The organism is Serratia sp. BNK-17, from assembly GCF_048684935.1.
Lineage (GTDB): Bacteria > Pseudomonadota > Gammaproteobacteria > Enterobacterales > Enterobacteriaceae > Serratia > Serratia nematodiphila.
Genome location: NZ_JBLQTR010000001.1, coordinates 688,149 through 711,747, shown reverse-complemented (window position 1 = coordinate 711,747; position 23,599 = coordinate 688,149). Strand labels below are relative to the sequence as shown.

The 23,599-nt window shown below is 59.9% G+C and carries 24 protein-coding genes and 1 tRNA gene; 20 read left to right on the top strand and 5 right to left on the bottom strand.

What is annotated here, in order from left to right; genetic code table 11:
- Nucleotides 1-142: 142 nt before the first annotated feature.
- On the top strand, nucleotides 143-724 hold the full coding sequence (lpcA, locus tag ACMGF7_RS03545) for a D-sedoheptulose 7-phosphate isomerase (protein ID WP_004930220.1): 582 nt from the start codon (nucleotides 143-145) through the stop codon (nucleotides 722-724).
- A 101-nt stretch (nucleotides 725-825) separates the two neighbouring features.
- Entirely contained in the window at nucleotides 826-1,629 is an 804-nt protein-coding gene (locus ACMGF7_RS03540) for a class II glutamine amidotransferase (protein ID WP_004930222.1), read from the top strand.
- Here the strand turns inward: ACMGF7_RS03540 and dpaA are convergent.
- Nucleotides 1,564-2,334, bottom strand: coding sequence for a peptidoglycan meso-diaminopimelic acid protein amidase (gene dpaA / locus ACMGF7_RS03535; protein ID WP_197763862.1), 771 nt, complete (start codon nucleotides 2,332-2,334; stop codon nucleotides 1,564-1,566). The genes ACMGF7_RS03540 and dpaA overlap by 66 nt on opposite strands.
- Before the next feature lie 554 nt (nucleotides 2,335-2,888).
- On the opposite strand from dpaA, the gene ACMGF7_RS03530 reads away from it, so the two are divergent.
- The 8 genes from ACMGF7_RS03530 to nqrM are packed head-to-tail and all read left to right on the top strand — an operon-like array spanning nucleotide 2,889 to nucleotide 9,998.
- On the top strand, nucleotides 2,889-4,238 hold the full coding sequence (locus tag ACMGF7_RS03530; protein WP_049241361.1) for a Na(+)-translocating NADH-quinone reductase subunit A: 1,350 nt from the start codon (nucleotides 2,889-2,891) through the stop codon (nucleotides 4,236-4,238).
- A gap of 3 nt (nucleotides 4,239-4,241) precedes the next feature.
- Complete coding sequence (locus ACMGF7_RS03525) at nucleotides 4,242-5,483, top strand: NADH:ubiquinone reductase (Na(+)-transporting) subunit B (protein WP_164095997.1); 1,242 nt, start codon at nucleotides 4,242-4,244, stop codon at nucleotides 5,481-5,483.
- The gene (locus tag ACMGF7_RS03520) at nucleotides 5,473-6,267 is read left to right on the top strand and encodes a Na(+)-translocating NADH-quinone reductase subunit C (RefSeq protein WP_015376731.1); all 795 of its coding nucleotides are present in this window, start codon (nucleotides 5,473-5,475) and stop codon (nucleotides 6,265-6,267) included. The genes ACMGF7_RS03525 and ACMGF7_RS03520 overlap by 11 nt, the downstream gene beginning before the upstream one ends.
- Nucleotides 6,260-6,889 (top strand): NADH:ubiquinone reductase (Na(+)-transporting) subunit D, encoded by a 630-nt coding sequence (locus ACMGF7_RS03515; RefSeq protein WP_004930232.1) that lies wholly within the window; start codon nucleotides 6,260-6,262, stop codon nucleotides 6,887-6,889. The genes ACMGF7_RS03520 and ACMGF7_RS03515 overlap by 8 nt, the downstream gene beginning before the upstream one ends.
- Nucleotides 6,890-6,895: 6 nt before the next feature.
- Nucleotides 6,896-7,492, top strand: coding sequence for an NADH:ubiquinone reductase (Na(+)-transporting) subunit E (nqrE, locus tag ACMGF7_RS03510; RefSeq protein WP_015376732.1), 597 nt, complete (start codon nucleotides 6,896-6,898; stop codon nucleotides 7,490-7,492).
- Nucleotides 7,493-7,507: 15 nt separating this feature from the next.
- Nucleotides 7,508-8,731, top strand: a complete 1,224-nt coding sequence (gene nqrF / locus ACMGF7_RS03505; RefSeq protein ID WP_197842943.1) for an NADH:ubiquinone reductase (Na(+)-transporting) subunit F — start codon at nucleotides 7,508-7,510, stop codon at nucleotides 8,729-8,731.
- Nucleotides 8,732-9,763: an FAD:protein FMN transferase gene (locus ACMGF7_RS03500; RefSeq protein ID WP_197842942.1), complete on the top strand. Its 1,032-nt coding sequence runs from the start codon at nucleotides 8,732-8,734 to the stop codon at nucleotides 9,761-9,763. It begins immediately after the preceding gene.
- A gap of 7 nt (nucleotides 9,764-9,770) precedes the next feature.
- Complete coding sequence (nqrM, locus tag ACMGF7_RS03495) at nucleotides 9,771-9,998, top strand: (Na+)-NQR maturation NqrM (protein ID WP_004930244.1); 228 nt, start codon at nucleotides 9,771-9,773, stop codon at nucleotides 9,996-9,998.
- A gap of 31 nt (nucleotides 9,999-10,029) precedes the next feature.
- Here nqrM and ACMGF7_RS03490 read toward each other — a convergent pair whose 3' ends face one another.
- Nucleotides 10,030-10,926 carry a glycerophosphodiester phosphodiesterase family protein gene (locus ACMGF7_RS03490; protein ID WP_164095996.1) on the bottom strand — a complete coding sequence of 299 codons (897 nt, stop codon included), beginning with the start codon at nucleotides 10,924-10,926 and terminating at the stop codon, nucleotides 10,030-10,032.
- A gap of 183 nt (nucleotides 10,927-11,109) precedes the next feature.
- Here ACMGF7_RS03490 and dinB point away from each other — a divergent pair, with 183 nt between their 5' ends.
- Nucleotides 11,110-12,171, top strand: a complete 1,062-nt coding sequence (gene dinB / locus ACMGF7_RS03485) for a DNA polymerase IV (RefSeq protein WP_021505001.1) — start codon at nucleotides 11,110-11,112, stop codon at nucleotides 12,169-12,171.
- 42 nt (nucleotides 12,172-12,213) lie between these two features.
- Here the strand turns inward: dinB and pepD are convergent, their stop codons facing one another.
- Complete coding sequence (gene pepD / locus ACMGF7_RS03480) at nucleotides 12,214-13,674, bottom strand: beta-Ala-His dipeptidase (protein ID WP_049241371.1); 1,461 nt, start codon at nucleotides 13,672-13,674, stop codon at nucleotides 12,214-12,216.
- 339 nt (nucleotides 13,675-14,013) lie between these two features.
- Between pepD and gpt the strand changes: the two genes are divergently transcribed.
- The 8 genes from gpt to ACMGF7_RS03440 all read left to right on the top strand — a co-directional run bounded on the left by gpt (nucleotide 14,014) and on the right by ACMGF7_RS03440 (nucleotide 20,920).
- Complete coding sequence (gpt, locus tag ACMGF7_RS03475; protein ID WP_004930253.1) at nucleotides 14,014-14,472, top strand: xanthine phosphoribosyltransferase; 459 nt, start codon at nucleotides 14,014-14,016, stop codon at nucleotides 14,470-14,472.
- Nucleotides 14,473-14,775: 303 nt separating this feature from the next.
- Nucleotides 14,776-16,023: an esterase FrsA gene (frsA, locus tag ACMGF7_RS03470; protein WP_049241373.1), complete on the top strand. Its 1,248-nt coding sequence runs from the start codon at nucleotides 14,776-14,778 to the stop codon at nucleotides 16,021-16,023.
- Between the two features lie 60 nt (nucleotides 16,024-16,083).
- On the top strand, nucleotides 16,084-16,485 hold the full coding sequence (crl, locus tag ACMGF7_RS03465) for a sigma factor-binding protein Crl (RefSeq protein WP_033651027.1): 402 nt from the start codon (nucleotides 16,084-16,086) through the stop codon (nucleotides 16,483-16,485).
- A 116-nt stretch (nucleotides 16,486-16,601) separates the two neighbouring features.
- Nucleotides 16,602-17,705 carry a glutamate 5-kinase gene (proB, locus tag ACMGF7_RS03460; protein WP_015376738.1) on the top strand — a complete coding sequence of 368 codons (1,104 nt, stop codon included), beginning with the start codon at nucleotides 16,602-16,604 and terminating at the stop codon, nucleotides 17,703-17,705.
- A gap of 9 nt (nucleotides 17,706-17,714) precedes the next feature.
- Nucleotides 17,715-18,968: a glutamate-5-semialdehyde dehydrogenase gene (proA, locus tag ACMGF7_RS03455; protein ID WP_019454296.1), complete on the top strand. Its 1,254-nt coding sequence runs from the start codon at nucleotides 17,715-17,717 to the stop codon at nucleotides 18,966-18,968.
- 190 nt (nucleotides 18,969-19,158) lie between these two features.
- Nucleotides 19,159-19,234, top strand: a tRNA-Thr gene (locus tag ACMGF7_RS03450).
- 231 nt (nucleotides 19,235-19,465) lie between these two features.
- Nucleotides 19,466-20,245: an alpha/beta hydrolase gene (locus tag ACMGF7_RS03445; protein WP_049243207.1), complete on the top strand. Its 780-nt coding sequence runs from the start codon at nucleotides 19,466-19,468 to the stop codon at nucleotides 20,243-20,245.
- Between the two features lie 456 nt (nucleotides 20,246-20,701).
- Nucleotides 20,702-20,920 (top strand): TM2 domain-containing protein, encoded by a 219-nt coding sequence (locus ACMGF7_RS03440; protein WP_019454291.1) that lies wholly within the window; start codon nucleotides 20,702-20,704, stop codon nucleotides 20,918-20,920.
- A 94-nt stretch (nucleotides 20,921-21,014) separates the two neighbouring features.
- Here ACMGF7_RS03440 and ACMGF7_RS03435 read toward each other — a convergent pair whose 3' ends face one another.
- Nucleotides 21,015-21,332 (bottom strand): hypothetical protein, encoded by a 318-nt coding sequence (locus ACMGF7_RS03435; RefSeq protein ID WP_420286355.1) that lies wholly within the window; start codon nucleotides 21,330-21,332, stop codon nucleotides 21,015-21,017.
- Nucleotides 21,333-21,789: 457 nt separating this feature from the next.
- On the opposite strand from ACMGF7_RS03435, the gene ACMGF7_RS03430 reads away from it, so the two are divergent.
- Nucleotides 21,790-22,887, top strand: a complete 1,098-nt coding sequence (locus tag ACMGF7_RS03430) for a hypothetical protein (RefSeq protein ID WP_049243215.1) — start codon at nucleotides 21,790-21,792, stop codon at nucleotides 22,885-22,887.
- 3 nt (nucleotides 22,888-22,890) lie between these two features.
- Here the strand turns inward: ACMGF7_RS03430 and ACMGF7_RS03425 are convergent, their stop codons facing one another.
- The gene (locus ACMGF7_RS03425) at nucleotides 22,891-23,595 is read right to left on the bottom strand and encodes a hypothetical protein (protein ID WP_164095444.1); all 705 of its coding nucleotides are present in this window, start codon (nucleotides 23,593-23,595) and stop codon (nucleotides 22,891-22,893) included.
- Nucleotides 23,596-23,599 lie beyond the last annotated feature (4 nt).

Below are 23,599 nucleotides of genomic sequence, written 5' to 3'. Positions count from 1 at the left end.
AGGTCACAAACTGACAGCACCAATCATCAAAAACCTCTCCGCTTCCTTAACCGGCGTGCTGTTTGGCTGAGAATGCTTCTCGCTGTTTCCGCGATCCGGTACACTGCGGAGCGGAAGATTTGACGATAACAAGAGGTTCCTCATGTACCACGACCTTATTCGCAGTGAACTGAACGAAGCGGCTGATACCCTGGCGAAATTTATCAATGACGACGCCAACATCGACGCCATCCAACGCGCGGCGGTGCTGCTGGCGGATTCCTTCAAAGCCGGCGGTAAAGTGATTTCCTGCGGCAACGGCGGTTCCCATTGCGACGCGATGCACTTCGCCGAAGAGCTGACCGGCCGCTACCGCGAAAACCGCCCGGGCTACCCGGCGATTGCCATCTCGGACGTGAGCCACCTGTCCTGCGTCAGCAACGACTTCGGCTATGAGTATGTGTTCTCGCGCTATGTGGAAGCGGTGGGCCGCGAAGGCGACGTGCTGCTGGGCATTTCCACCTCCGGCAACTCCGGCAACATCATCAAGGCCATCGACGCGGCGCGCGCCAAGGGGATGAAAGTGATCACCCTGACCGGCAAGGACGGCGGCAAGATGGCGGGTTCCGCCGATGTGGAAATTCGCGTGCCGCACTTCGGCTACGCCGATCGCATCCAGGAGATCCACATTAAAGCGATTCACATCTTGATTCAGCTGATCGAAAAAGAGATGGTTAAGGCGTAATAGCCTTCGGGGGGCTGCAGCTCCCCATGAATAAGACTGCGGGCGCCGCATGTATGCCGTGCCCGCACAGCCTGTGTCAGTGTGGTTAAGGAGTGCTGGCGATGTGTGAACTGCTCGGGATGAGCGCAAACGTACCGACCGATATCTGCTTCAGCTTTACCGGCCTGGTACAGCGCGGCGGCCGCACCGGGCCGCATAAGGATGGCTGGGGCATTACCTTCTATGAAGGGAACGGCTGCCGCACATTCAAGGATCCGCAGCCGAGCTTCAACTCGCCGATCGCCCGCCTGGTGCAGGACTACCCGATCAAGTCTTGCGCGGTGGTGTCCCATATTCGCCAGGCCAACCGCGGCGAAGTGGCGTTGGAAAACACCCATCCGTTCACCCGTGAACTGTGGGGCCGCAACTGGACCTACGCGCACAACGGCCAATTGAAAGGCTATCGCCAGCTGGATACCGGCACGTTCCGCCCGGTCGGCCAGACCGACAGCGAATATGCGTTCTGCTGGCTGCTGCACCAGCTGGCGCTGAAATATCCGCGCACCCCGAGCCAGTGGCCGGCGGTATTCCGCTACATTGGCCTGTTGGCAAGCCAGCTGCGCAAGAAAGGGGTATTCAATATGCTGTTGTCGGACGGGCGCTTCGTGATGGCGTATTGCTCCACCAACCTGTATTGGATCACGCGCCGCGCGCCGTTCGGCAAGGCGACGCTGCTTGATCAGGACGTGGAGATTGATTTTCAGCAGCAGACCACACCGAACGATGTGGTCACGGTGATCGCCACCCAACCGCTGACCGCCAACGAAACCTGGCACAAGATTGAGCCAGGCGAGTTCGCGTTATTTCACTTCGGTGAGCGGCTTGTTCTGAGCGAAGGGGTTGGTGTTGGGCGTCGGGCTGGCTGACGCGTACTGCGTCATCATGCCGCCGCTGCTCAACAGCGGTTGACCCAAGACGTACTGGCCATTGACCACGCCCATTGTCGGCGGTTGGCGGTTCTTCGCGAAGTAATCGTAGCCCGGCTTCAGCTGGCGCCAGAAGGCGATATAGCTGGATGACGCATGGCGTTTCAGGTTCTGATCGGTCATGCGGAACGGGTAGATGCTGATGTCGACGCGGCTTTGGCCATAGGCGAAGGCGGCTTCGACGTAGCGATAGATCTCATCCATATAGGTGTTGGTCATCGCGTAACAGCCGATCGATTTACATTCGCCGTGGATCATCAGATAAGCGCCGGAATAGCCCTGCGACTTATCGTAATCGTTAGGGAAACCGATATTGATCGCCCGATAATACTTGCTGTCGGGTTTCAGATGGCGCGCGTCAACGCTATAAAAGCCTTCAGGACTTTTAAAGTCGCCTTCACGACGTTTAGGACCCAGCCCGCCGGAGAAATTACAGATCGGGAACGTGTTGACCAGGCGGAATTCATTGCCCATTCTGGCATACAATTCCAGCTTGCGTTCCTCTTTGAAGATCTGAATATAGACCGGCGAACCCAATAATTGCTGTTTAACTACCGGCGCTTCGGGTACCTGCTCGCTGGCGCTGCAGGCCGTGATCATCGGCATAGAAACAAGCATCGCAAACAACAGCGCGATTTTGCTCATTATAATTCCTGCTTATATTTATCTGCCGGCGCAATCAACCTGGCCAGCATGCCACTGATTATTGTTTTTACTGCTGCAAAACACCGCCAGATTACCAGCGCGTTTATTTTTAGCAATACGTGATATGTATAAAAAAACGACAAAGCTCGATAAAAGTGAAATGACCGGCAGATTTTAACGATAAGTAGTGAAAAACAGGCGAAATTTAATTGCGTTTGCTTGACCCAAGTCACGACGGAACGCAGAACAATGTTGCGAACAATGTTAATATTCCCTCTTCAATTTAACGCGCGGTAGCGATTGAAGCGGCAGGGGTTATGGCATATAACCCGGCCGTTTTGGTGGTTATTTGGCTACAGGCCGTTAACACATCGATTATCACGCAAACAACGGAAAGGGGGGAATCAAGGGAATGCGCGTTACCCCATATATTCACTGCGAGAAAGTTCATGTTGGGCGTGCCGCCATGCGCACTGCCCGGCAATCCTGGCATCGTCCGCACCCGCCTCTGGGGCCGGTCAGACGTGTAAACCAAACTACATCGTATAAATCCTATGATTAAGATCAGAAAAGGGTTAGATCTGCCGATAGCCGGGGCTCCGGTTCAGGCGATCCAAGATGGCCCGAACATTCAGCATGTCGCCCTGCTTGGGGAAGAGTATGTCGGAATGCGCCCCTCCATGCTGGTGCAGGAAGGCGATACCGTTAAGAAAGGCCAGGCGTTGTTCGAAGACAAGAAAAACCCCGGGGTTTTCTTCACGGCTCCCGCCAGCGGCCGCATCGCCGCGATTAACCGCGGCGAGCGGCGCGTATTGCAATCGGTGGTGATTGCGCTGGAAAACGGCGGCGACGATCAGCTCGAGTTCGCGCACTACCCGCTGGGTGAACTGAGCCAGCTGCCGCGAGAACAGGTCGAAAGCGAACTGATCGCCAGCGGCCTGTGGACCGCGCTGCGCACCCGTCCGTTCAGCAAGACGCCGGCTCCCGGCAGCGAACCGCGCGCCATTTTCGTCACCGCTATGGACACCCAGCCGTTGGCCGCCGATCCGCAGGTGATCATCGCCGAGCAGCAGGCGGCGTTCAACGCCGGGTTGGTGGTGCTGGCGCGCCTGACGGCAGGCAAGGTGCACGTGTGCCATGCCGCCGGCGCTTCGGTTGGTCAGCAGAGCGGCCCGCAGATCGCCTACAGCGAATTCGCCGGCCCACATCCCGCCGGGCTGGCGGGCACCCACATTCACTTCCTCGAACCGGTCAGCCTGAAGAAAACCGTTTGGCACATCGGTTACCAGGACGTGATCGCCATCGGCACGCTGTTCACCACCGGCAAGCTCGATACCCGCCGTGTGGTGGCGCTGGCCGGGCCGCAGGTGGCGCAGCCGGCGCTGCTGCGCACCCGCCTGGGGGCCAGCCTCGATGAGCTGACCGCCGGCCGCCTGAAAGGCGGCGAGAACCGGGTGATCTCCGGTTCGGTGCTGAACGGCATGCACGCCGCCGGGCCGAACGCCTGGCTCGGCCGTTTCCACTCGCAGGTGTCGGTGCTGGAAGAAGGGCGCGACAAAGAGCTGTTCGGCTGGATCGTGCCCTCGCCGAACAAGTTTTCCATTACCCGCACCACGCTGGGCCACTTCCTGAAGAACAAACTGTTCGCCTTCTCGACCACCACCAACGGCGGCGAGCGCGCCATGGTGCCGATCGGCAACTACGAGCGGGTGATGCCGCTGGATATTTTGCCGACGCTGCTGCTGCGCGATCTGCTGGCGGGCGACAGCGACAGCGCGCAGGCGCTGGGTTGTCTGGAGCTGGACGAGGAAGATCTGGCGCTGTGCACCTTCGTTTGCCCCGGCAAGTATGAGTACGCGCCGGTGCTGCGCGAGGTGCTGACCAAGATTGAGCAGGAAGGATAACCGATGGGCCTGAAGAATTATTTCGAGAAGATAGAGCATCACTTCACGCCGGGCGGCAAACTGGAAAAGTGGTATCCGCTGTATGAAGCGACCACCACGGTGTTTTACACCCCCGGCACGGTGACGCGCGGCGCTTCGCACGTGCGCGACGCCATCGATTTGAAACGCATGATGATCCTGGTGTGGCTGGCGGTGTTCCCGGCGATGTTCTGGGGCATGTACAACGTCGGCCAGCAGGCGATCCCGGCGCTGCACCATCTGTACAGCGGCGACGCGCTGCAACAGGTGCTGGCGGGCGACTGGCATTATCGCCTGGCGCAGTGGCTCGGCGCCTCGCTGGCGGCCGACGCCGGCTGGGTCAGCAAAATGGTGCTGGGCGCCTGTTACTTCCTGCCGATCTACGCCGTGGTGTTCGTCGTCGGCGGTTTCTGGGAAGTGCTGTTCGCCATTATCCGCAAGCATGAGGTCAACGAAGGTTTCTTCGTCACCTCTATCCTGTTCGCGCTGATCGTGCCGCCGACCCTGCCGCTGTGGCAGGCCGCGCTGGGCATCACCTTCGGCGTGGTGGTGGCCAAAGAGATCTTCGGCGGCACCGGGCGCAACTTCCTCAACCCGGCGTTGGCCGGCCGCGCCTTCCTGTTCTTCGCCTATCCGGCGCAGATCTCCGGCGATCTGGTGTGGACTTCCGCGGACGGTTTCTCCGGCGCGACGCCGCTGGCGCAGTGGAGCGCGGGCGGGGCGCACAGCCTGAGCAACGTAGCCACCGGCCAGTCCATCAGCTGGATGGACGCTTTCCTCGGCAATATTCCCGGCTCGATCGGTGAGGTGTCCACGCTGATGATCCTGATCGGCGGGGCGATTATCCTGTTCGGCCGAGTGGCCTCCTGGCGCATCGTCGCCGGCGTAATGCTCGGCATGGTGGCTTCCGCCATGCTGTTCAACGCCATCGGTTCGGACACCAACCCGATGTTCGCCATGCCGTGGTACTGGCATCTGGTGCTGGGCGGCTTCGCCTTCGGCATGATCTTTATGGCGACCGACCCGGTTTCCGCCTCCTTCACCAATAAGGGGAAATGGTGGTACGGCATTCTGATTGGCGTGATGTGCGTGCTGATTAGGGTGGTCAACCCCGCCTATCCGGAAGGCATGATGCTGGCGATCCTGTTCGCCAACCTGTTCGCGCCGCTGTTCGATTACCTGGTGGTGCAGGCCAACATCAAGCGGAGACAAGCCCGTGGCGAATGAAGCGAAAAATGACGGCATCGGTAAAACGCTGCTGGTAGTGCTGCTGCTGTGTCTGGTGTGTTCAGTGGTGGTGGCGGGCTCCGCCGTCGGCCTGAAGTCCAAACAGCAGGAGCAAAAGCTGCTCGATAAGCAGCGCAATATTCTCGACGTAGCCGGCCTGTTGCAGCCGAAAATGGAGAGCGAGCAGGTCAAGCGCCTGTACAGCGAGCGCATCGAACCGCGCCTGGTGGATCTGAACAGCGGCGAGTTTGTCGCCGGCAAAGCGGCGGCGTTCGATCTGGGCGCTGCGCTGCGCGACGACGCCAAAAGCGTGGCGCTGGCGGCGGGCGACGATCCGGCCGGCATCAAGCGCCGCAGCAACCAGGCGGAAATCTACCTGGTGCGCGATGAAAGCGGCCAGGTGAACAAGATTGTGCTGCCGGTGTACGGCACCGGTCTGTGGTCGATGATGTACGCCTTCGTGGCGCTGGATAACGACGGCAACACGGTCAAGGGCATCACCTACTACGACCAGGGGGAAACCCCGGGGCTGGGCGGTGAGGTCGAGAACCCGTCCTGGCGTCAGCAGTGGGTCGGCAAGCAGCTGTTCGACGATAACGGCCAGCCGGCGATCCGCGTGGTGAAAGGCGGCGCGCGTCAGGGGGATGTGCACGGGGTGGACGGCCTGTCCGGCGCCACGCTGACCTCCAACGGCGTGCAGCATACGTTTGATTTCTGGTTGGGCGAGCACGGCTTCGGCCCGTTCCTGAAAAAAGTTCGTGAAGGAGCGCTGAAAAATGGCTGATTCCAAAGAGATAAAGCGGGTCCTGCTGGGGCCGCTGTTCGACAATAACCCGATCGCCCTGCAGGTGCTGGGCGTCTGTTCGGCGCTGGCGGTGACCACCAAGCTGGAGACGGCGGTGGTGATGACCATTGCGGTGACGCTGGTAACCGCGTTCTCCAGCTTCTTCATCTCGCTGATCCGTCACCATATTCCCAACAGCGTGCGCATCATCGTGCAGATGGCGATCATCGCCTCGCTGGTGATCGTGGTCGATCAGCTGTTGCGCGCCTATGCGTTCGAGATCTCCAAGCAGCTGTCGGTGTTCGTTGGCCTTATCATCACCAACTGCATCGTGATGGGGCGCGCCGAGGCCTACGCCATGAAGTCGCCGCCGATCGAGAGCTTTATGGACGGCATCGGCAACGGGCTGGGCTACGGGGTGATCCTGGTGCTGGTCGGTTTCCTGCGCGAGCTGATCGGCTCCGGCAAGCTGTTTGGCGTACCGGTGCTGGAAACGGTGCAGAACGGCGGCTGGTATCAGCCGAACGGCCTGTTCCTGCTGGCGCCGAGCGCGTTCTTCATCATCGGCCTGCTGATCTGGGTGCTGCGCACCCTGAAGCCGGCGCAGATCGAAAAGGAGTAAAGGCCGATGGAACACTATATCAGCCTGTTTGTGCGCGCGGTGTTCGTCGAGAACATGGCGCTGGCGTTCTTCCTCGGGATGTGTACCTTCCTGGCGGTGTCGAAGAAGGTCTCGACCGCCTTTGGCCTGGGCATCGCGGTGACCATCGTGCTCGGCATTTCGGTGCCGGTGAACAACCTGGTCTACAACCTGATCCTGCGCGACGGCGCGCTGGTGGAAGGCGTCGATCTGAGCTTCCTCAACTTCATCACCTTCATCGGCGTGATCGCGGCGCTGGTGCAGATTCTGGAGATGATCCTCGATCGTTTCTTCCCGTCGCTGTATAACGCGCTCGGCATCTTCCTGCCGCTCATCACCGTGAACTGCGCCATCTTCGGCGGCGTGTCCTTCATGGTGCAGCGCGACTACAACTTCGCCGAATCGGTGGTGTACGGCATCGGTTCCGGCACCGGCTGGATGCTGGCGATCGTCGCCATGGCGGGGATCCGCGAAAAACTCAAGTATGCCAACGTGCCGGCAGGGCTGCGCGGCCTGGGCATTACCTTTATCACCACCGGACTGATGGCGCTGGGCTTCATGTCCTTCTCCGGTGTTCAGTTGTAAAGGCGGGAAGAATTTATGGAAATTATTTTAGGCGTAGCGATGTTCACCGCCATCGTGATGGTGCTGGTGTTGCTGATCCTGTTCGCCAAATCGAAGCTGGTGAACACCGGCGACATCGCGGTGGAAATCAACGGCGATCTGGATAAAAGCTTCCATGCGCCGGCGGGCGACAAGCTGCTCAACGTGCTCTCCAGCCAAGGGATCTTCGTCTCCTCGGCCTGCGGCGGCGGCGGCTCCTGCGGCCAGTGCCGGGTGGTGATCAAAGAGGGCGGCGGCGATATCCTGCCGACCGAGCTCTCGCACATCAACAAGCGCGAAGCGAAAGAGGGTTGCCGCCTGGCGTGCCAGGTGAACGTGAAGCAGAACCTGAAGATCGAGCTGCCGGAAGAGATCTTCGGCGTGAAGAAATGGGAATGCGAAGTTATCTCCAACGATAACAAAGCCACCTTTATCAAAGAGCTGAAGCTGAAGATCCCCGATGGCGAAGACGTGCCGTTCCGCGCGGGCGGTTTCATCCAGATCGAAGCGCCGGCGCACGACATCAGCTACGCCGACTTCGACGTGCCGCAGGAGTATCGCGGCGACTGGGACAAGTTCAACCTGTTCCGCTACCGCTCGACGGTGAATGACACCACGGTGCGCGCCTACTCGATGGCCAACTATCCGGAAGAAAAGGGCATCATCATGCTCAACGTGCGTATCGCCACGCCGCCGCCGAACAATCCGGACGTGCCGCCGGGCATCATGTCTTCCTATATCTGGTCGCTGAAGCCGGGCGACAAGGTGACCATCTCCGGGCCGTTCGGCGAGTTCTTCGCCAAGGACACCGACGCCGAAATGATCTTCATCGGCGGCGGCGCGGGCATGGCGCCGATGCGTTCGCACATCTTCGACCAGCTCAAGCGCCTGAACTCGAAGCGCAAGATCACCTTCTGGTACGGCGCGCGTTCGCTGCGCGAGATGTTCTATGAAGACGACTTCAACCAGCTGCAGGCGGAGAACGAAAACTTCACCTGGCACGTGGCGCTGTCGGATCCGCAGCCGGAAGATAACTGGACCGGTTACACCGGCTTTATCCATAATGTTCTGCTGGAGAACTACCTGAGGAACCACCCGGCGCCGGAGGACTGCGAGTTTTACATGTGCGGGCCGCCGATGATGAACGCCGCGGTGATCAAGATGCTCAAAGATCTGGGCGTCGAAGACGAAAACATCATGCTGGATGACTTTGGTGGCTAAATGCGCGCATTGGCGATGAAGAACTGGCTGACGGGCGTGGCGCTGAGCGCCACCCTGCTGCTGACCGGCTGTGGGCCGGAACAGGTGGACCTGACGGGTAAAACCATGGGCACCTCGTATTCGATCCGTTACGTGACCGGTGACGATACGCCGTCGGCGCGCGAGATGCAGGCGGAGATCGACAAACGGCTGGAGCAGGTGAACGACCAGATGTCCACCTACCGGCCGGACTCCGAGCTGAGCCGCTTCAACGCCAGCCGCGACATTGACCGGCCGTTCCCGGTTTCGCCGGCCACCGCTGAGGTGGTGCGCGAAGCGCTTCGCATCAACCGCGTCACCGATGGCGCGCTGGACGTGACCGTCGGGCCGCTGGTCAACCTATGGGGTTTCGGCCCGGAAGGGCGACCGGACAAAGTGCCGAGCGAGGCGGAACTGGAGCACCGCCGCGCCTGGACCGGCGCCGACAAGCTGTCGGTGCAGGGCAGCGCGCTGGTGAAAAACATCCCCGAGCTGTATGTCGACCTGTCTTCGATTGCCAAAGGATACGGCGTGGACGTGGTGGCGGAGTATCTGCAATCGCAACACGTGAAAGACTACATGGTGGATATCGGCGGTGAAGTTCGTACCCGCGGGCGCAACGGCGAGCAAAAGCCGTGGCGCATTGCCATCGAGCGCCCGACCGCCGGCGCGCAGCAGCAGGCGCAGCTGGTGATCCAGCCGGGGGAGATGTCGATCGCCACCTCGGGTGACTATCGCAACTACTTCGAACAGGACGGGGTGCGCTATTCGCACACCATCGATCCGGTCACCGGGCGGCCGATCCATCATCGGCTGGTGTCGATCACCGTGCTGAGCCCGACCTGCATGACCGCCGACGGCCTGTCCACCGGCCTGAACGTGATGGGGCCAGAGCGCGGCATGGCGCTGGCCAACCTGCTCGGTATCCCGGTGTTCATGATCGTGAAAACCGCCGACGGGTTTGAGGAGCGTTATTCGGACGCGTTCAAACCCTATCTGAAAAAGCGTTCGTGAGGTTGCTATGTTGACGGTATTCGCCGCTACCTTCGTGTTGTTCCTGCTGATCGTCGGCGGGATGTCGCTGGGTTACGTGTTCAAACGCAAAAGCCTGCAGGGCAGCTGCGGCGGCATCACCGCGCTGGGGATGGAGAAAGTCTGCGACTGCCCGGAGCCGTGCGATGCGCGCAAAAAGCGCGAAGCCAAAGCGGCGCAGCGGCGCGAGCAGTTGGACAAGCACCGCATTCTGTAGCGAAGCGAAAACCCGGCCTTGGCCGGGTTTTTTATTTCGCCTTGCGGAAGCTTTTCGCCTCGGCCGGCGAGTTGACCATCACGCCGTCGGCGCCCAGCGCCAGCGCCTGCTGATACTCCTGCGGCGTGTTGACGCCGAACAGAATGATGTGCGCCGGGCCCTGCGAGCGGAAACAATCCATCGACTCTTTATCCCAGGTCAGAAACGCCTTCGAGCGCCCTTCGCCGAGGGTGTACTTCTCTACCACTTCCACCTCGCGCTTCAGCTCCAGCCCATACCAGCGCGGCTGTCGGTTGTCCGGTTTGACATCGCACTGGTGCGCCATGGTGACGTTGGCCAGCAGCGTGCGGGTCTCGTCGCGGCTTTCAAAGCGCGGGACGGCCGGCGGCAGCGCCTGCAGGTATTTGGCATCGGTAGAGTAAACGCGGGTGCGGTTCAGGCTGTCGGTGCTTTCCAGCGTCGCCAGCAGCGCCTGGCCAAACTGCGCCGGATCGGCGTCCGGGGATTTGATGTCCAGATAGAAGGTGACGTGCGGAAACGCCTTTAGCACCTCGTCCAGCCGCGGAATGCCGATGCCCTGGCCGCGGAACGGATGCGCATCGCCTTTGGCGAACGCCCAGCCGGCATCGGTCTCGGCCAATTGCGCGGCGGTATAGGCAGAGACCGGGCCCTGCCGGTTGGTCAGCGCCTTCAGATCCGAGGGGCGATACAGCACGATGACGCCGTCTTTGGATTCTTGCAGGGTGATCCAAATGGCGTCGGCACCGTTTTTCAGCGCGGTTTCGATGGCGATGCGGGTGTTTTCCGGCGCATCGGCGGTGCCGCCGCGATGGGCGACGATCGCCGGCGCGTGACCGGTGGCGGCGCTGGCCGCCAACGCGCTCAGCGACAGCGCGGAAGCCAGCAGCCAGTGAGAAAATCTGATCATGTAGAGTACCTTGTCGTTATCGTTGTGGTGAGCCGCACGGGATGGCGGAAATCATACTATTGAAAAATTAAGCTTTTTTAACAACGCGGAAATATCTGGCGGAAACGGCGCTTTCATCGAAGCCTGCGGCCTTGAGCTTTCGGTATCTGACTGTATACTTATACAGTGTTACTGGAGGGTGCGATGCGTAAAATCATTCATGTCGATATGGACTGCTTCTTCGCGGCGGTGGAAATGCGCGACGATCCCAGCCTGCGCGATATCCCGCTGGCGATTGGCGGCAGCGCCGATCGGCGCGGGGTGATCAGCACCGCCAACTACCCGGCGCGGCGCTACGGCGTGCATAGCGCCATGTCTACGGCGATGGCGCTCAAGCTGTGTCCGCATCTCACCCTGCTGCCGGGGCGCATGGCGGCCTACAAAGAGGCTTCGCTGCATATCCGTGAAATCTTCGCCCGCTATACCCCGTTGATCGAGCCGCTGTCGCTCGATGAAGCCTATCTCGACGTGACCGACAGCCCGCAATGCAACGGCTCGGCGACGCTGATCGCTCAGGAGATCCGTCAGGCGATCGCCGACGAACTGAACCTCACCGCGTCGGCCGGCGTCGCGCCGATCAAGTTTCTCGCCAAAATCGCTTCCGAGATGAACAAGCCGAATGGGCAATACGTGATCACCCCGGCGCAGGTGCCGGCGTTTTTGCAGCAGCTGCCGCTCAGCAAAATCCCCGGCGTCGGCAAGGTGACCGCCAAACGGCTGGAGGAAGTGGGGCTTATCACCTGCGCCGACGTGCAGCAATACGATTTGGCGCAGCTGCTCAAGCGCTTCGGCAAGTTCGGCCGGGTGCTGTGGGAGCGGTGTCAGGGCATCGATCGGCGCGAAATCTCGGCGGAGCGGCTGCGTAAATCGGTGGGCGTGGAGCGCACGCTGGCGGAGGACATTCACGACTGGGAAGATTGCGAAACGCTGATTATCGACAAACTCTACCCCGAGCTGGAGATGCGGCTGCGTAAGGTGAAGCCGGATCTGCATATCGCCCGACAGGGCGTGAAGCTGAAGTTTCAGGATTTTCAGCAAACCACCCAGGAGCACGTGTTCCCGGTGCTGAATCAGCAGGATTTGCTGGCGGTGGCGCGGCAGGCGTGGCGCGAACGGCGTGAAGGGCGCGGCGTGCGGCTGGTGGGGCTACATGTGACGCTGCTCGATCCGCAGCTGGAGCGGCAGCTGGCGCTGCCTTGGGAATAAAAAAGCCGGCGATTAGCCGGCTTTTTGCGTTAAGCGCGCAGATTACGCGCGCTCAGGGATCGCTTTCAGCAGCGAGGTCAGCAGCTTCCAGTACAGACCGACGCTTTCGATATGCACCTGCTCATCCGGCGAGTGCGGGCCGGTGATGGTTGGCCCGATCGATACCATGTCCATGTTTGGATACGGCTTTTTGAACAGACCGCATTCCAGGCCGGCGTGGATCACCATGATGTTCGGCGTCTTGTTGAACAGCTCCTGATACAGCTCGCGCACCAGGTGCATCACCGGCGAGTCGGCGTCCGGCTGCCAGCCCGGGTAGCCGCCCTTCGGCGCCACCTTGGCGCCGGCCAGCTGGCCCAGCGCGGTCAGCATCTCGACCACGTAATCTTTGCCGCTGTCGATCAGAGAGCGGATCAGGCAGATGATTTCCGCTTCGTTTTCGCTGGTGGTGACCACGCCGACGTTCAGCGAGGTTTCCACTACGCCTTTGACCGCGTCGCTCATGCGGATCACGCCGTTCGGCGTGCCGTTCAGCAGCGCCAGGAAGCGTTGCTGGCTGTCGGCGCTCAGCGCCTGCGAAGCGCTGGTGGCCGGCTCCAGCAGCACGGTGATGTTCTTCTCTTTGGCGGAGAGTTCGTTCTGCAGCACCGCCAGGAACTCCTGGCTCAGCGCTTTCAGCGCGTCGGCTTTTTCCGCCGGCACCGCAACCACCGCGGAGGCTTCACGCGGAATGGCGTTGCGCAGGGTGCCCCCGTTCAGATCCAGCACGCGCAGGTTCAGCGCCGCCGCATGGGCGAACAGGAAGCGCGCCAGCAGTTTGTTGGCGTTGCCCAGCCCGACGTGGATCTCGGCGCCGGAGTGGCCGCCTTTCAGGCCCTTGAGGGTCAGCTTCAGGGTTTGATAACCGGCCGGCACCGCTTCGCGCTGCAGCGGCAGGGTGGTGATGAAGTCGATACCGCCGGCGCAACCCATGTAGATTTCGCCTTCTTCTTCGGAATCGGTATTGATCAGAATGTCTGCCTGCAGCCAGTTTGGCTGCAGCCCGAAGGCGCCGTCCATGCCGGCTTCTTCGGTCATGGTCAGCAGCACTTCCAGCGGGCCGTGCTCAACGCTGTCATCGGCCAGCACCGCCAGGGCGGAGGCCATGCCGATGCCGTTGTCGGCGCCCAGCGTGGTGCCGCGCGCTTTCACCCACTCGCCGGCGATATAAGGCTGGATCGGATCCTTGGCGAAGTCGTGCACGGTGTCGTTATTCTTTTGCGGCACCATGTCCAGGTGCGCCTGCAGCGCCACCGGCTTGCGGTTTTCCATGCCTTTGGTGGCCGGTTTGCGCAGCAGGATATTGCCGACCTGATCGCGCTCGGCGTGCAGGTTCTTCTCTTTGGCCCAGGTGAGGATGTGCTGCGCCAGCGCTTCTTCATGATAAGAAGGGTGCGGGATAGAACAGATCTTGGCGAAAATATCCCACAGCGGCTGTGGCGAAAGCTGAGACAATTCAGACACTATAAGTCTCCTGTGACGGCAGGCTCCGACAGGACGGGCGTGCCGCGCGGTTGAGGTGAGCGGGTATCTGTGCGTCGTGGCACGATCGTTAGAGAATATCACTTTATTTCCGGCGGCGCGCGCCCCGTATTGTGCGGTTTAAGCGCTTGATCACACGGCTTTGCGGCGGGAACGTTCGCTTTTTCAGCATCAATCACCGAAAAGCCGCGCGGCGGAAATCGCGAGGTTTTCCTCGGTACAGCTGGAATTCAACGCGGCCAGTCTCTATAATCTCGCGCAACCTTTTTTCCCCTGAACTATAAAGTAAGCCGCTTCACCAGCCGGCTGGGACACGATTCTATGAGCGAAAAATACGTTGTTACCTGGGATATGCTGCAAATACATGCACGCAAGCTGGCGCACCGCCTGCTGCCTGCCGACAAATGGACCGGCATCATCGCCGTCAGCCGCGGCGGCCTGGTGCCGGCGGGTCTGCTGGCGCGCGAACTGGGCATTCGCTATGTGGATACCGTCTGCATTTCCAGCTACGACCATGACAACCAGCGCGAAATGAAAGTGCTCAAGCGCGCCGAAGGCGACGGTGAAGGCTTCATCGTAGTAGACGATCTGGTGGATACCGGCGGCACCGCAAAAGCGATCCGCGACATGTACCCGAAAGCGCATTTCGTCACCATCTTCGCCAAGCCGGCGGGCCGTCCACTGGTGGACGACTACGTGATCGACATCCCGCAGGATACCTGGATCGAACAGCCGTGGGACATGGGCGTCAGCTTCGTTCCCCCTATCGGCGGTCGCTAAGCCCAGCCAGTTCCAAGTCAACGCCCGGTTATGCCGGGCGTTTGTTTAAGGATAAACGTGATGGCGTTGTCAGGCTTACCGAAGGCAAGATATAAAAAATAAGGAAAATCAATTTATTGATTTTCGGCCGTTGACCACAAAGGAGGAAAAACCACGCTGTTTCCTCCTTTGTCAGCCGCCTGACGCCCGGTTATGCCGGGCGTTTGCGTTATCTTGGTTTATCCCGCCAGAGTTAGGTACACTACCCCCAGTTAAGTAGGCCTGTTGCGGCCTATCGCCAGATTTACGGAGGCTGTTGTTACCATGGCACAGGCCAACCTTTCTGAAATTCTTTTCAAGCCCAAATTCAAACACCCTGAAACCTCGACGCTGGTGCTGCGCGCGCGCAACAAAGTGAGCGCCGCCATGCATTCCGCGTTGGAAGGCGACACCACCGGCAGCTGGTACCGCATGCTGAACCCGCTACTGTGGGCCTGGCGCGGCGTCAGCCCGATCGAAATCCACGAAGTGCTGGCGCGCATTGCCGCCTCCGACGCCGAGCGCAGCAACCCGCAGCGGCTGGATACCGTGGTGGGCTACCGCAACGGCAACTGGATCTACGAATGGATCCATCAGGGCATGCAGTGGCAACAGCGGGCGACGGAGCAGCAGGATCCGCTGCTCGGCGGCGAATACTGGCTGAAGGCCGCGAGCCTGTACAGCATCGCCGGCTACCCGCACCTGAAGGGCGACGAACTGGCCGAACAGGCGGAGATGCTGGCTAACCGTGCGTACGAAGAGGCGGCGCTGCTGCTGCCGTATCAGCTGAAAGAGCTGGAGTTTCGCATCGAAGGCGGCGGCAGCGTCACCGGGTTCCTGCACATGCCGGAGAAGGGCGAAGCGCCGTTCCCGACGGTGCTGATGTGCGGCAGCCTCGATACGCTGCAGACCGACTACCACCGCCTGTTCCGCGACTACCTGGCGCCGCACGGCATCGCCATGCTGACGCTCGACATGCCGTCGATCGGTTCTTCCTGCAAATGGAAGCTGACGCAGGACTCCAGCTACCTGCACCAGCAGGTGCTGATCCAGCTGGCCTCGGTACCGTGGGTGGATCATCAGCGGGTGAGCGCCTTCGGCTTCCGCTTCGGCGCCAACGTGGCGGTGCGATTGGCCTACCTGGAGCCGCAGCGGCTGCGCGGCGTAGCCTGCCTGGGGCCGGTGGTGCATCGCCTGCTGTGCGACAGCAGCACCCAGCTGAACGTGCCGGACATGTATATGGACGTGCTGGCCAGCCGCATGGGCATGGCTAACGCCTCGGACAACGTGCTGAAGGTGGAGCTGAACAGCTACTCGCTGAAAATGCAGGGGCTGCTGGGGCGCCGCTGCCCGACGCCGATGATCTCCGGCTACTGGGAGCGCGATACGCTCAGCCCGAAAGAGGAGTCGCAGCTGATCGTCACCTCCTCGGTGAGCGGCAAGCTGATCGCCATCCCGCGCACCCCGGTTTACGACAGCTTCCACCGGGCGTTGCTGCAGATGTCCGGTTGGCTGAAGGATAAAATGCGTTAATTAGTTGCTAAATTTTAACAATTTGTTAAAAAGAGTGGTCTACATTGAGGAGGTTAGAGAATGACGTTACCGAGTGGTCACCCTAAAAGCCGACTAATGAAACGTTTTGCCAGCTTGGGGCCGTACCTGCGTGAAGGGCAATGTGAGAACGACCGGTTTTTCTTTGATTGTTTGGCCGTCTGCGTCAATGTAAAGCCCGCTCCGGAGAAGCGTGAGTTCTGGGGCTGGTGGATGGAGCTGCAGGCGGAAGAGGCGCGCTTCACCTATTCGTACCAATTCGGCCTGTTCGACAAGGAAGGCAACTGGACGACGCAAAACATTAAGGATGATGAAGTGAACGCCAAACTGGAAGATACCCTGCGCGACTTCCATCGCCGCCTGGGCGAACTGCTGGCGACCATGGAACTGGGGCTGGAACCCGCCGATGATTTCAAAGAAAAACTGATCAAACTCTCCGCCTGACCCCGTTTGACCACGTATTGTGCTGATTTCGCGTTGTGCCTGTTGGCATAACGCGTCTCTCCTGTTACAAAGACCTTTGCACTCTTCTTCTCATCATTACACACGGCAGAAATACTATGAACGGCAGCCAGACATTGGTTGTGAAATTGGGCACCAGCGTGTTGACCGGCGGATCGCTGCGTCTGAACCGCGCCCACATCGTCGAATTGGTGCGCCAGTGCGCGCAGCAACACGCCGCGGGCCACCGCATCGTCATCGTCACCTCCGGCGCCATCGCCGCCGGGCGCGAACACCTGGGCTATCCCGAGCTGCCCGCCACCATCGCCTCCAAGCAGCTGCTGGCGGCGGTAGGGCAGAGCCGGCTGATCCAGCTGTGGGAACAGCTGTTCTCCATTTACGGCATCCACGTCGGGCAGATGCTGCTGACGCGCGCCGATCTGGAAGACCGCGAGCGCTTCCTCAACGCGCGCGACACCATGACGGCGCTGCTGGACAACCGCATCGTGCCGGTAATCAATGAGAACGACGCCGTCGCCACCGCCGAAATCAAAGTGGGCGACAACGATAACCTGTCGGCGCTGGCGGCCATTCTGGCCGGGGCCGATAAACTGCTGCTGCTGACCGATCAGCAGGGCCTCTACACCGCCGATCCGCGCAACAACCCGCAGGCCGAACTGATCCGTGAAGTGCACGGCATCGACGACGCGCTGCGCGCCATCGCCGGCGACAGCGTCTCCGGTCTGGGCACCGGCGGCATGGGCACCAAACTGCAGGCGGCCGACGTGGCCTGCCGCGCCGGCATCGACGTGGTGATCGCCGCGGGCAGCAAGCCGGGCGTGGTGGCGGACGTGATCGAGGGCAAACCGGTGGGCACCCGTTTCCACGCGCTGGAAACCCCGCTGGAAAACCGCAAGCGCTGGATCTTTGGCGCGCCGCCGGCCGGTGAGATCACCGTCGATGACGGTGCGGTGGAAGCGATGATGGCGCGCGGCAGCTCGCTGCTGCCGAAAGGCATCCGCGAAGTGAAGGGCGACTTCTCGCGCGGCGAAGTGATCCGCATCCGCAACCTGGCGGGGCGCGATCTGGCGCACGGTGTCAGCCGCTATAACAGCGATGCGATGCGCATGATCGCCGGGCACCACTCGCAGGAAATCAGCGAGATCCTCGGTTACGAATACGGTCCGGTGGCAGTGCACCGCGACGATATGATTGTCAGTTAAGGAGTGAGCATGCTGGAGCAGATGGGGAAGGCCGCCAAGCAGGCCTCCTGGCAGCTGGCGGTGCTGAGCACGGCGAAGAAGAATCAGGTGCTGTCGGTGATGGCCGACAGGTTGGAAGCCAACAGTGAAGCGATCCTGCTGGCGAACGAACAAGACATGGCGCAGGCGCGCGCCACCGGCATGAGCGAAGCGCTGCTCGATCGCCTGCTGCTGACCCCGGCGCGGCTGGCGGCGATTGCCAACGACGTGCGCCAGGTATGCCGCCTGAACGATCCGGTCGGCCACGTGCTGGACGGCAACCTGCTGGACAGCGGGCTGAAGCTGGAGCGCCGCCGGGTGCCGCTCGGCGTGATCGGCGTGATTTACGAGGCGCGGCCGAACGTCACCATCGACGTCGCCAGCCTGTGCCTGAAAACCGGTAATGCGGTGATCCTGCGCGGCGGTAAAGAGACGCACAACACCAACCAGGCGACGGTGAAAGTGATCCAGCAGGCGCTGGAACAGTGCGGCCTGCCGGCGGCGGCGGTGCAGGCGATCGACAGCCCGGATCGCGCGCTGGTGAACGAACTGCTGCGCCTGGACCGCTATGTCGACATGCTGATCCCGCGCGGCGGCGCCGGTCTGCACAAGCTGTGCCGCGAGCAATCGACCATCCCGGTGATCACCGGCGGCATCGGTGTGTGCCACACCTACGTGGATGCCGACGTCGATTTCGACAAGGCGCTGACGGTGATTGAAAACGCCAAGATCCAGCGCCCCAGCGCCTGTAACTCGCTGGAGACGCTGCTGGTGAACCGCAGCATCGCCGCCGAGTTCCTGCCGGCGCTGAGCGCCAAAATGGCGGCGGTGGGCGTGACGCTGCACGCGGCGGAAAATGCGCTGCCGCTGCTGCAGGGCGGCCCGGCGACGGTGGTGCCAGTGAACGCGGAAGATTACGACGACGAATGGCTGTCGCTGGATCTGAACGTGCTGCTGGTGGACGATATCGATCAGGCCATCGACCACATCCGCACCCACGGCACCAACCACTCCGACGCGATCCTCACCCGCTCGCTGAGCAGCGCCGAGCATTTCGTGCGCGCGGTGGACTCCTCGGCGGTGTACGTCAACGCCAGCACCCGCTTCACCGACGGCGGCCAATTCGGCCTGGGCGCGGAAGTGGCGGTGAGCACCCAGAAACTGCACGCCCGCGGCCCGATGGGCCTGGACGCGCTGACCACCTACAAGTGGATCGGCTACGGCGACGATCTGGTGCGCAGCTAAGGCCGGATTGCGGTCATAAAGAGGTCAGGGCGCAGCGTGCTGCGCCCTGATTGTTTTTGGGGAAGGTTGAGTGTGCCGCAGTGTGGTTGCTTGCAAAACGACCAAACGCCCCGGCGGCTATTGACTCATTTCGCGCGCAGGTCTACCTTGTTCAACGCACATCCGGCTTGCCCCGCAGGCTTGGCTCGATGCCGATATAGCTCAGTTGGTAGAGCAGCGCATTCGTAATGCGAAGGTCGTAGGTTCGACTCCTATTATCGGCACCACCTCACTTTTTAACTTTCCCTTTCGTACACACCGTCACCGACTCTGCCGCAACGCTAAAGTCTATTAATCTGGTGCATGATGCAATACCTGGGCTTGTGTACCATAAACCGCACAACACACAAACGTCGTAAACGGGAATATGCGTTGCTACGTTGGGACCTCACCGTCTTTTTCTTCTCTGAGAATAAAGGCATTGACGTGATTAATTCATTTAAACAAGTGAGGTTGTTATGTGTGAAGATTTAATTTCAAGAACGAAGTGTTTTGTCTTTAATGGTCAAAGATACAGAGTCTTTATCTCTCACCGCAGGGGGATTGGCGGTAATTTGAACCCGCTGTATCTTTTGGATGCTAACTCCCAGTTTTCGGTCGTGACGGAACGTAACAACAGAAAACGCGATGGGGATATTCTTTATATCGGCATTGGCTATCAAGACGGGGTGGATATCTTGAAGGCAAGAACCCGTGATTATACGGTTCCCTCAGGAGAGAAAGAGTTTGCGGAGGGGGGCGGAGCGGCAGCGTTTTATCAATTTATTGCCGCATGCGTTAAACCATGGATCGAAGCGCATTATCCTGTCAACGCAGACCAGCAAACGCTGGCAGGCCACTCGCACGGTGGTCATTTTGTGTTGTATACCCTGTTTAATCATCCTGATGCATTTCAAAATTATTTAGCGGCCAGCCCATCCATTTGGTGGGGCAATGGGGCGTTGATTCCTGACGGCAAGTTAACCATTGATGAGCATGTCAATCAGGTCACGCTGATGGTGGGAGAGTATGAAGAAAAACTTCATCCCCAAAGTAATGAAACAGAGAAAATGCAGATCCTTAGAATGAACGCCACGCCTAAGCTGCGAGCCAGAAATCTGGCGGAGAAGTTGATCGGTAATGAACAGCGCTGTAGCTTTGTTTTTTGCACCGGGCGGCGCCATCCCGGCGTTATTAAGGATTATGCACAGGTGGCAAACCTGATCGCTGGGCATTGTCCCCAATATGACGGGCTTTAGAATAGACATCGCGTTATTCAAGATCGATTTTATTGCTGTTAGTCCGGGCTGACGCTGCGAATCCTTTCAATGCGAGTCACCTAGATTGCCAGTGGGAAGTCACCAGGGAAAATAAAATAGCCGACAGGGATCTGGCCCCCTAAGAGGCAACACGCTTAGCGCGGCGTCAACGGCTGGCGTGATAGTCATGAATGTATGTGAATTATTTACTTTAAAAACAAAAAGATATTAAACTATTGAGCCTTCGCCGCAGGAATATTCCTTCTCTTGCCGTACGTCATTTGCCTGCCTTTCCCCGGTTAAACAACCGTTTAATTAATCACTGTTATACTTACCCCTGTTGAGCCTTGATGGGTGAATGTTTTCCTCCTCAAGCATTGCGATGCGGCGCTCAGTGGCGCGGCATCCGTTTTTGGACATGCCGGTGGTTCGGTGAGAAGTAAGGAGAAGTGCACTATGAGCAGAAAAGACAAGCTCGCGGCGGCCCTGCTGGCCATCTTCCTGGGGGGGCTGGGCATTCACAAGTTTTACCTGGGTATGAAGTGGTGGGGGCTGTTCTACCTGCTGTTCTGCTGGACGGGGATCCCGGCGATTGTCGGCTTTATCGAAGGCATTATTTATCTGTTCCAGTCGGAAGAGAAATTCAACCAGAAATACAATTCTGGCCTGATTTAATGATTTTATAACGGTGCTTCCTGTTAAAGGACGCGCCGTTTTTCATTCCATTACTGTTTCTTTATCATAATCTTACCGTGTATCTCTTTGCTCATCATTTTATTCGAACTGGAGAGCACGCGGGGTGATCATCATAATCCGCCAGGCCCAGCGTGGTGAGATCGGTCGCCAGTTCCATCGGCTGTTTGTTGTTTGGCGCTGGGAACATCGATTTGGCCGACATCATCATAGTGCTGCTGTTGATGGTGTAATCGGTTTTGACCTTCATGCCGATATATTTCGATTCCGGCATGGAGAGTTCTTTTTTGCCGGCGGCGTCGTGCTGTGGCGCCGGGCCGTCATTTTCCATCACGGCGTGCGCGTGTTCCGGCATTATTTCCGCGCTGCCGGTAGTGGGCTCAGCATCGGCCACGTAGGACGCGCCGCTGAAGGCGGCCACAGAGGTAAGGATAATGCCTGTAACGATTTTGATTGTCGCTCCCCAGAATATTGTTGATGAAATATTTTATCGCCCGATAAAAACGGAATTTTTAAATTTCTGCAAGTGTGCTTGCGTGTGTTTGGATACATGTAAATAGTATATCTAAACATAGTCAATGATTGGAGTGTGTACAAATTATTGCGGTTTTTTTTCGCTTTCATTTTCCAGTTTTTAACAAGGAGTAAATGTTATATTGAGATGCGGGGAGTTATCTTTTTACGTTAAAAGCACTCTGTGAAGCGTTATTTATGTGATCTTCATAGTCACAGAAATAATGCCGAAATTACTACCTTTCTATCTAACGGCTAATTATTCATGGCATAGGCTTCAACCCTTTGCGTTTCCTGCGCTAGAATCAGGCGGTTTTCTCTTGGAAAAGGATATCGCCATGGCCGTCTGGGCCCTTTTGATCGTCGGTTGGGTGTTGATTTGGCAGGATCACCCGATTGTCGGCGTGCTGTGCATCGCGCTGTTTGCCGTGCTGCAATGGGCGAAGTACGCCGCTAAAGGCGCGCAAGACCCCGAAGAGGTGGCAGAGTGGCGCAAGACCGACTGGCGTTCGCAGCCGATTGAAATGGCGCACGCCGGTGACAGTGACCGGCAGATAGGCGGCGTGGGGGAGTTGGGCATGGGCGGCCCCAGTTTTTGGACGCTGCTGCTGCGCGACGGGGCGATGGTGCATGGCGCCAGTGCCGAGCCGCAGGACGTGGACGGCGGCAGGTTGCGCCTGATCCCGACCCGCAGCCGCGAGGGAGAGGGGCTGACGGTGTACGAGCCTGCCGCCCGGGTGATGTACGCGCTGCCCGCGCTGACCGATCGTGAGCAGGGAGCCTTAGCCGCCGGTTCCGCCGAGGCGCTGGCGCGGCTGCGGGCGAAGTGTCGGCAGGTGGAGGCCACGCCGTTGCGGCAGGTGCGCGGTCTGTGGGTGCCGCAGTGGATAGAGGAACCGGCGGATCGTCTGGAGATCACCTTGCCCAGCGGCCGCGCGCTGGCGGCGCGTTTGATGTTGCCGCCCGATCTGCGCTATGCAGACGATCCCGCCGCGCTGCTGCACGCACCGCCTTATGCGTTGTGGCTGGATAACCGGCCGACCGATCGCTTCGTGTGCGATCTCGAACGCGTGGCGGAATCCCCGGCGGGTGATGCCTTCAGCGTCGGCGGTTGCCAGTTCCGCGGCGAGCATATCGTGGATGGCCTGTACCACCTCTATTTCGCCGGCGAGTGGTTCTGCCTGCTCTCTTATGCGCACAAACCTGCTGGTGGGCGTGGTTCAGACACCACCTTTTTCGTTGAACGGGTCGAGCCGCAAGACGGCGGCGTGTTCGTGATTGAATGGGATGCCTACAGCCTGGGGCCCGACGGGCGTGAGCCGCGCGTGCCGGCCCCGCCGGTCTTGGTTATCGCGGTGAGCTGGCAGGAAGCGCCGCTGCAGCTGCCCACGGCCAATAACCGCGTGACCGTGCGTTTGCCCAACGCCACGGCGTAAGGCTTAGGGCAGCACCCTGACTTCGCCGTTGTGCAAGGTCAGCACCGCGATCGGGCTGCCGGAGAAGCACTCCCTAAAGATCCAGTCGCTGGGCCGAAACGCCGCCGCTGGCAGCCCGGCCTGCCACTCCTCCCACTGCGGGGTCGGCTGATCCGACGGCAAAGAGAAAGAGACCAGCCAACCGGCTTCGCAGTGCGCCCTTTGGCCGGTTGGACGGGTGAAGGTATGCGCATCCGCCAGCTCCATCACCGGCGGTAAAACCTCAAAAGCGATGATCGGCACGCCGGCCACGCTTTGCGGCTGAGGGAAGCGCACGGCGGTTACACCGTCCATCGTGATGGGGCTGTCTTCGGTGCCGGGCTGGCGCGGCTCCTGCCGGTTTACCCAGCTTCCCTTTGGCAGGGTGATTTCGCCGAACGGCCTGGCCGCCTCGAGCGTCAGGTAGCTGCGCCGATTCCAGCGTTCTTCCGCCCGCTGGCTCTTGAGATCCTGGATGGCAATGTCGATCAGCATCAGCGCGAACGCTACCGGGTAGATCGCCAGCGCCGAGGCCAACAGATAGCCGCCCCAGGAAAGCGGCGGGCGCGGGCGGCCGCAGCGGGCGGCGGCATATCGCCAGCCCCACCAGGCGAGCAGGATGCCGGCGAGCAGCAGGGCCAATAACAGCGCCAGCAGGCCGGCGACGCCGGCGCCATAACCTAACAGCATGGCA

Coding starts and splice junctions, on each gene's coding strand:
- lpcA (WP_004930220.1), top strand. CDS start 143: ATGTACCACGACCTTATTCGCAGTGAACTGAACGAAGCGGCTGATACC.
- ACMGF7_RS03540 (WP_004930222.1), top strand. CDS start 826: ATGTGTGAACTGCTCGGGATGAGCGCAAACGTACCGACCGATATCTGC.
- dpaA (WP_197763862.1), bottom strand. CDS start 2,334: ATGAGCAAAATCGCGCTGTTGTTTGCGATGCTTGTTTCTATGCCGATG.
- ACMGF7_RS03530 (WP_049241361.1), top strand. CDS start 2,889: ATGATTAAGATCAGAAAAGGGTTAGATCTGCCGATAGCCGGGGCTCCG.
- ACMGF7_RS03525 (WP_164095997.1), top strand. CDS start 4,242: ATGGGCCTGAAGAATTATTTCGAGAAGATAGAGCATCACTTCACGCCG.
- ACMGF7_RS03515 (WP_004930232.1), top strand. CDS start 6,260: ATGGCTGATTCCAAAGAGATAAAGCGGGTCCTGCTGGGGCCGCTGTTC.
- nqrE (WP_015376732.1), top strand. CDS start 6,896: ATGGAACACTATATCAGCCTGTTTGTGCGCGCGGTGTTCGTCGAGAAC.
- nqrF (WP_197842943.1), top strand. CDS start 7,508: ATGGAAATTATTTTAGGCGTAGCGATGTTCACCGCCATCGTGATGGTG.
- ACMGF7_RS03500 (WP_197842942.1), top strand. CDS start 8,732: ATGCGCGCATTGGCGATGAAGAACTGGCTGACGGGCGTGGCGCTGAGC.
- nqrM (WP_004930244.1), top strand. CDS start 9,771: ATGTTGACGGTATTCGCCGCTACCTTCGTGTTGTTCCTGCTGATCGTC.
- ACMGF7_RS03490 (WP_164095996.1), bottom strand. CDS start 10,926: ATGATCAGATTTTCTCACTGGCTGCTGGCTTCCGCGCTGTCGCTGAGC.
- dinB (WP_021505001.1), top strand. CDS start 11,110: ATGCGTAAAATCATTCATGTCGATATGGACTGCTTCTTCGCGGCGGTG.
- gpt (WP_004930253.1), top strand. CDS start 14,014: ATGAGCGAAAAATACGTTGTTACCTGGGATATGCTGCAAATACATGCA.
- frsA (WP_049241373.1), top strand. CDS start 14,776: ATGGCACAGGCCAACCTTTCTGAAATTCTTTTCAAGCCCAAATTCAAA.
- crl (WP_033651027.1), top strand. CDS start 16,084: ATGACGTTACCGAGTGGTCACCCTAAAAGCCGACTAATGAAACGTTTT.
- proB (WP_015376738.1), top strand. CDS start 16,602: ATGAACGGCAGCCAGACATTGGTTGTGAAATTGGGCACCAGCGTGTTG.
- proA (WP_019454296.1), top strand. CDS start 17,715: ATGCTGGAGCAGATGGGGAAGGCCGCCAAGCAGGCCTCCTGGCAGCTG.
- ACMGF7_RS03445 (WP_049243207.1), top strand. CDS start 19,466: ATGTGTGAAGATTTAATTTCAAGAACGAAGTGTTTTGTCTTTAATGGT.
- ACMGF7_RS03440 (WP_019454291.1), top strand. CDS start 20,702: ATGAGCAGAAAAGACAAGCTCGCGGCGGCCCTGCTGGCCATCTTCCTG.
- ACMGF7_RS03430 (WP_049243215.1), top strand. CDS start 21,790: ATGGCCGTCTGGGCCCTTTTGATCGTCGGTTGGGTGTTGATTTGGCAG.
- ACMGF7_RS03425 (WP_164095444.1), bottom strand. CDS start 23,595: ATGCTGTTAGGTTATGGCGCCGGCGTCGCCGGCCTGCTGGCGCTGTTA.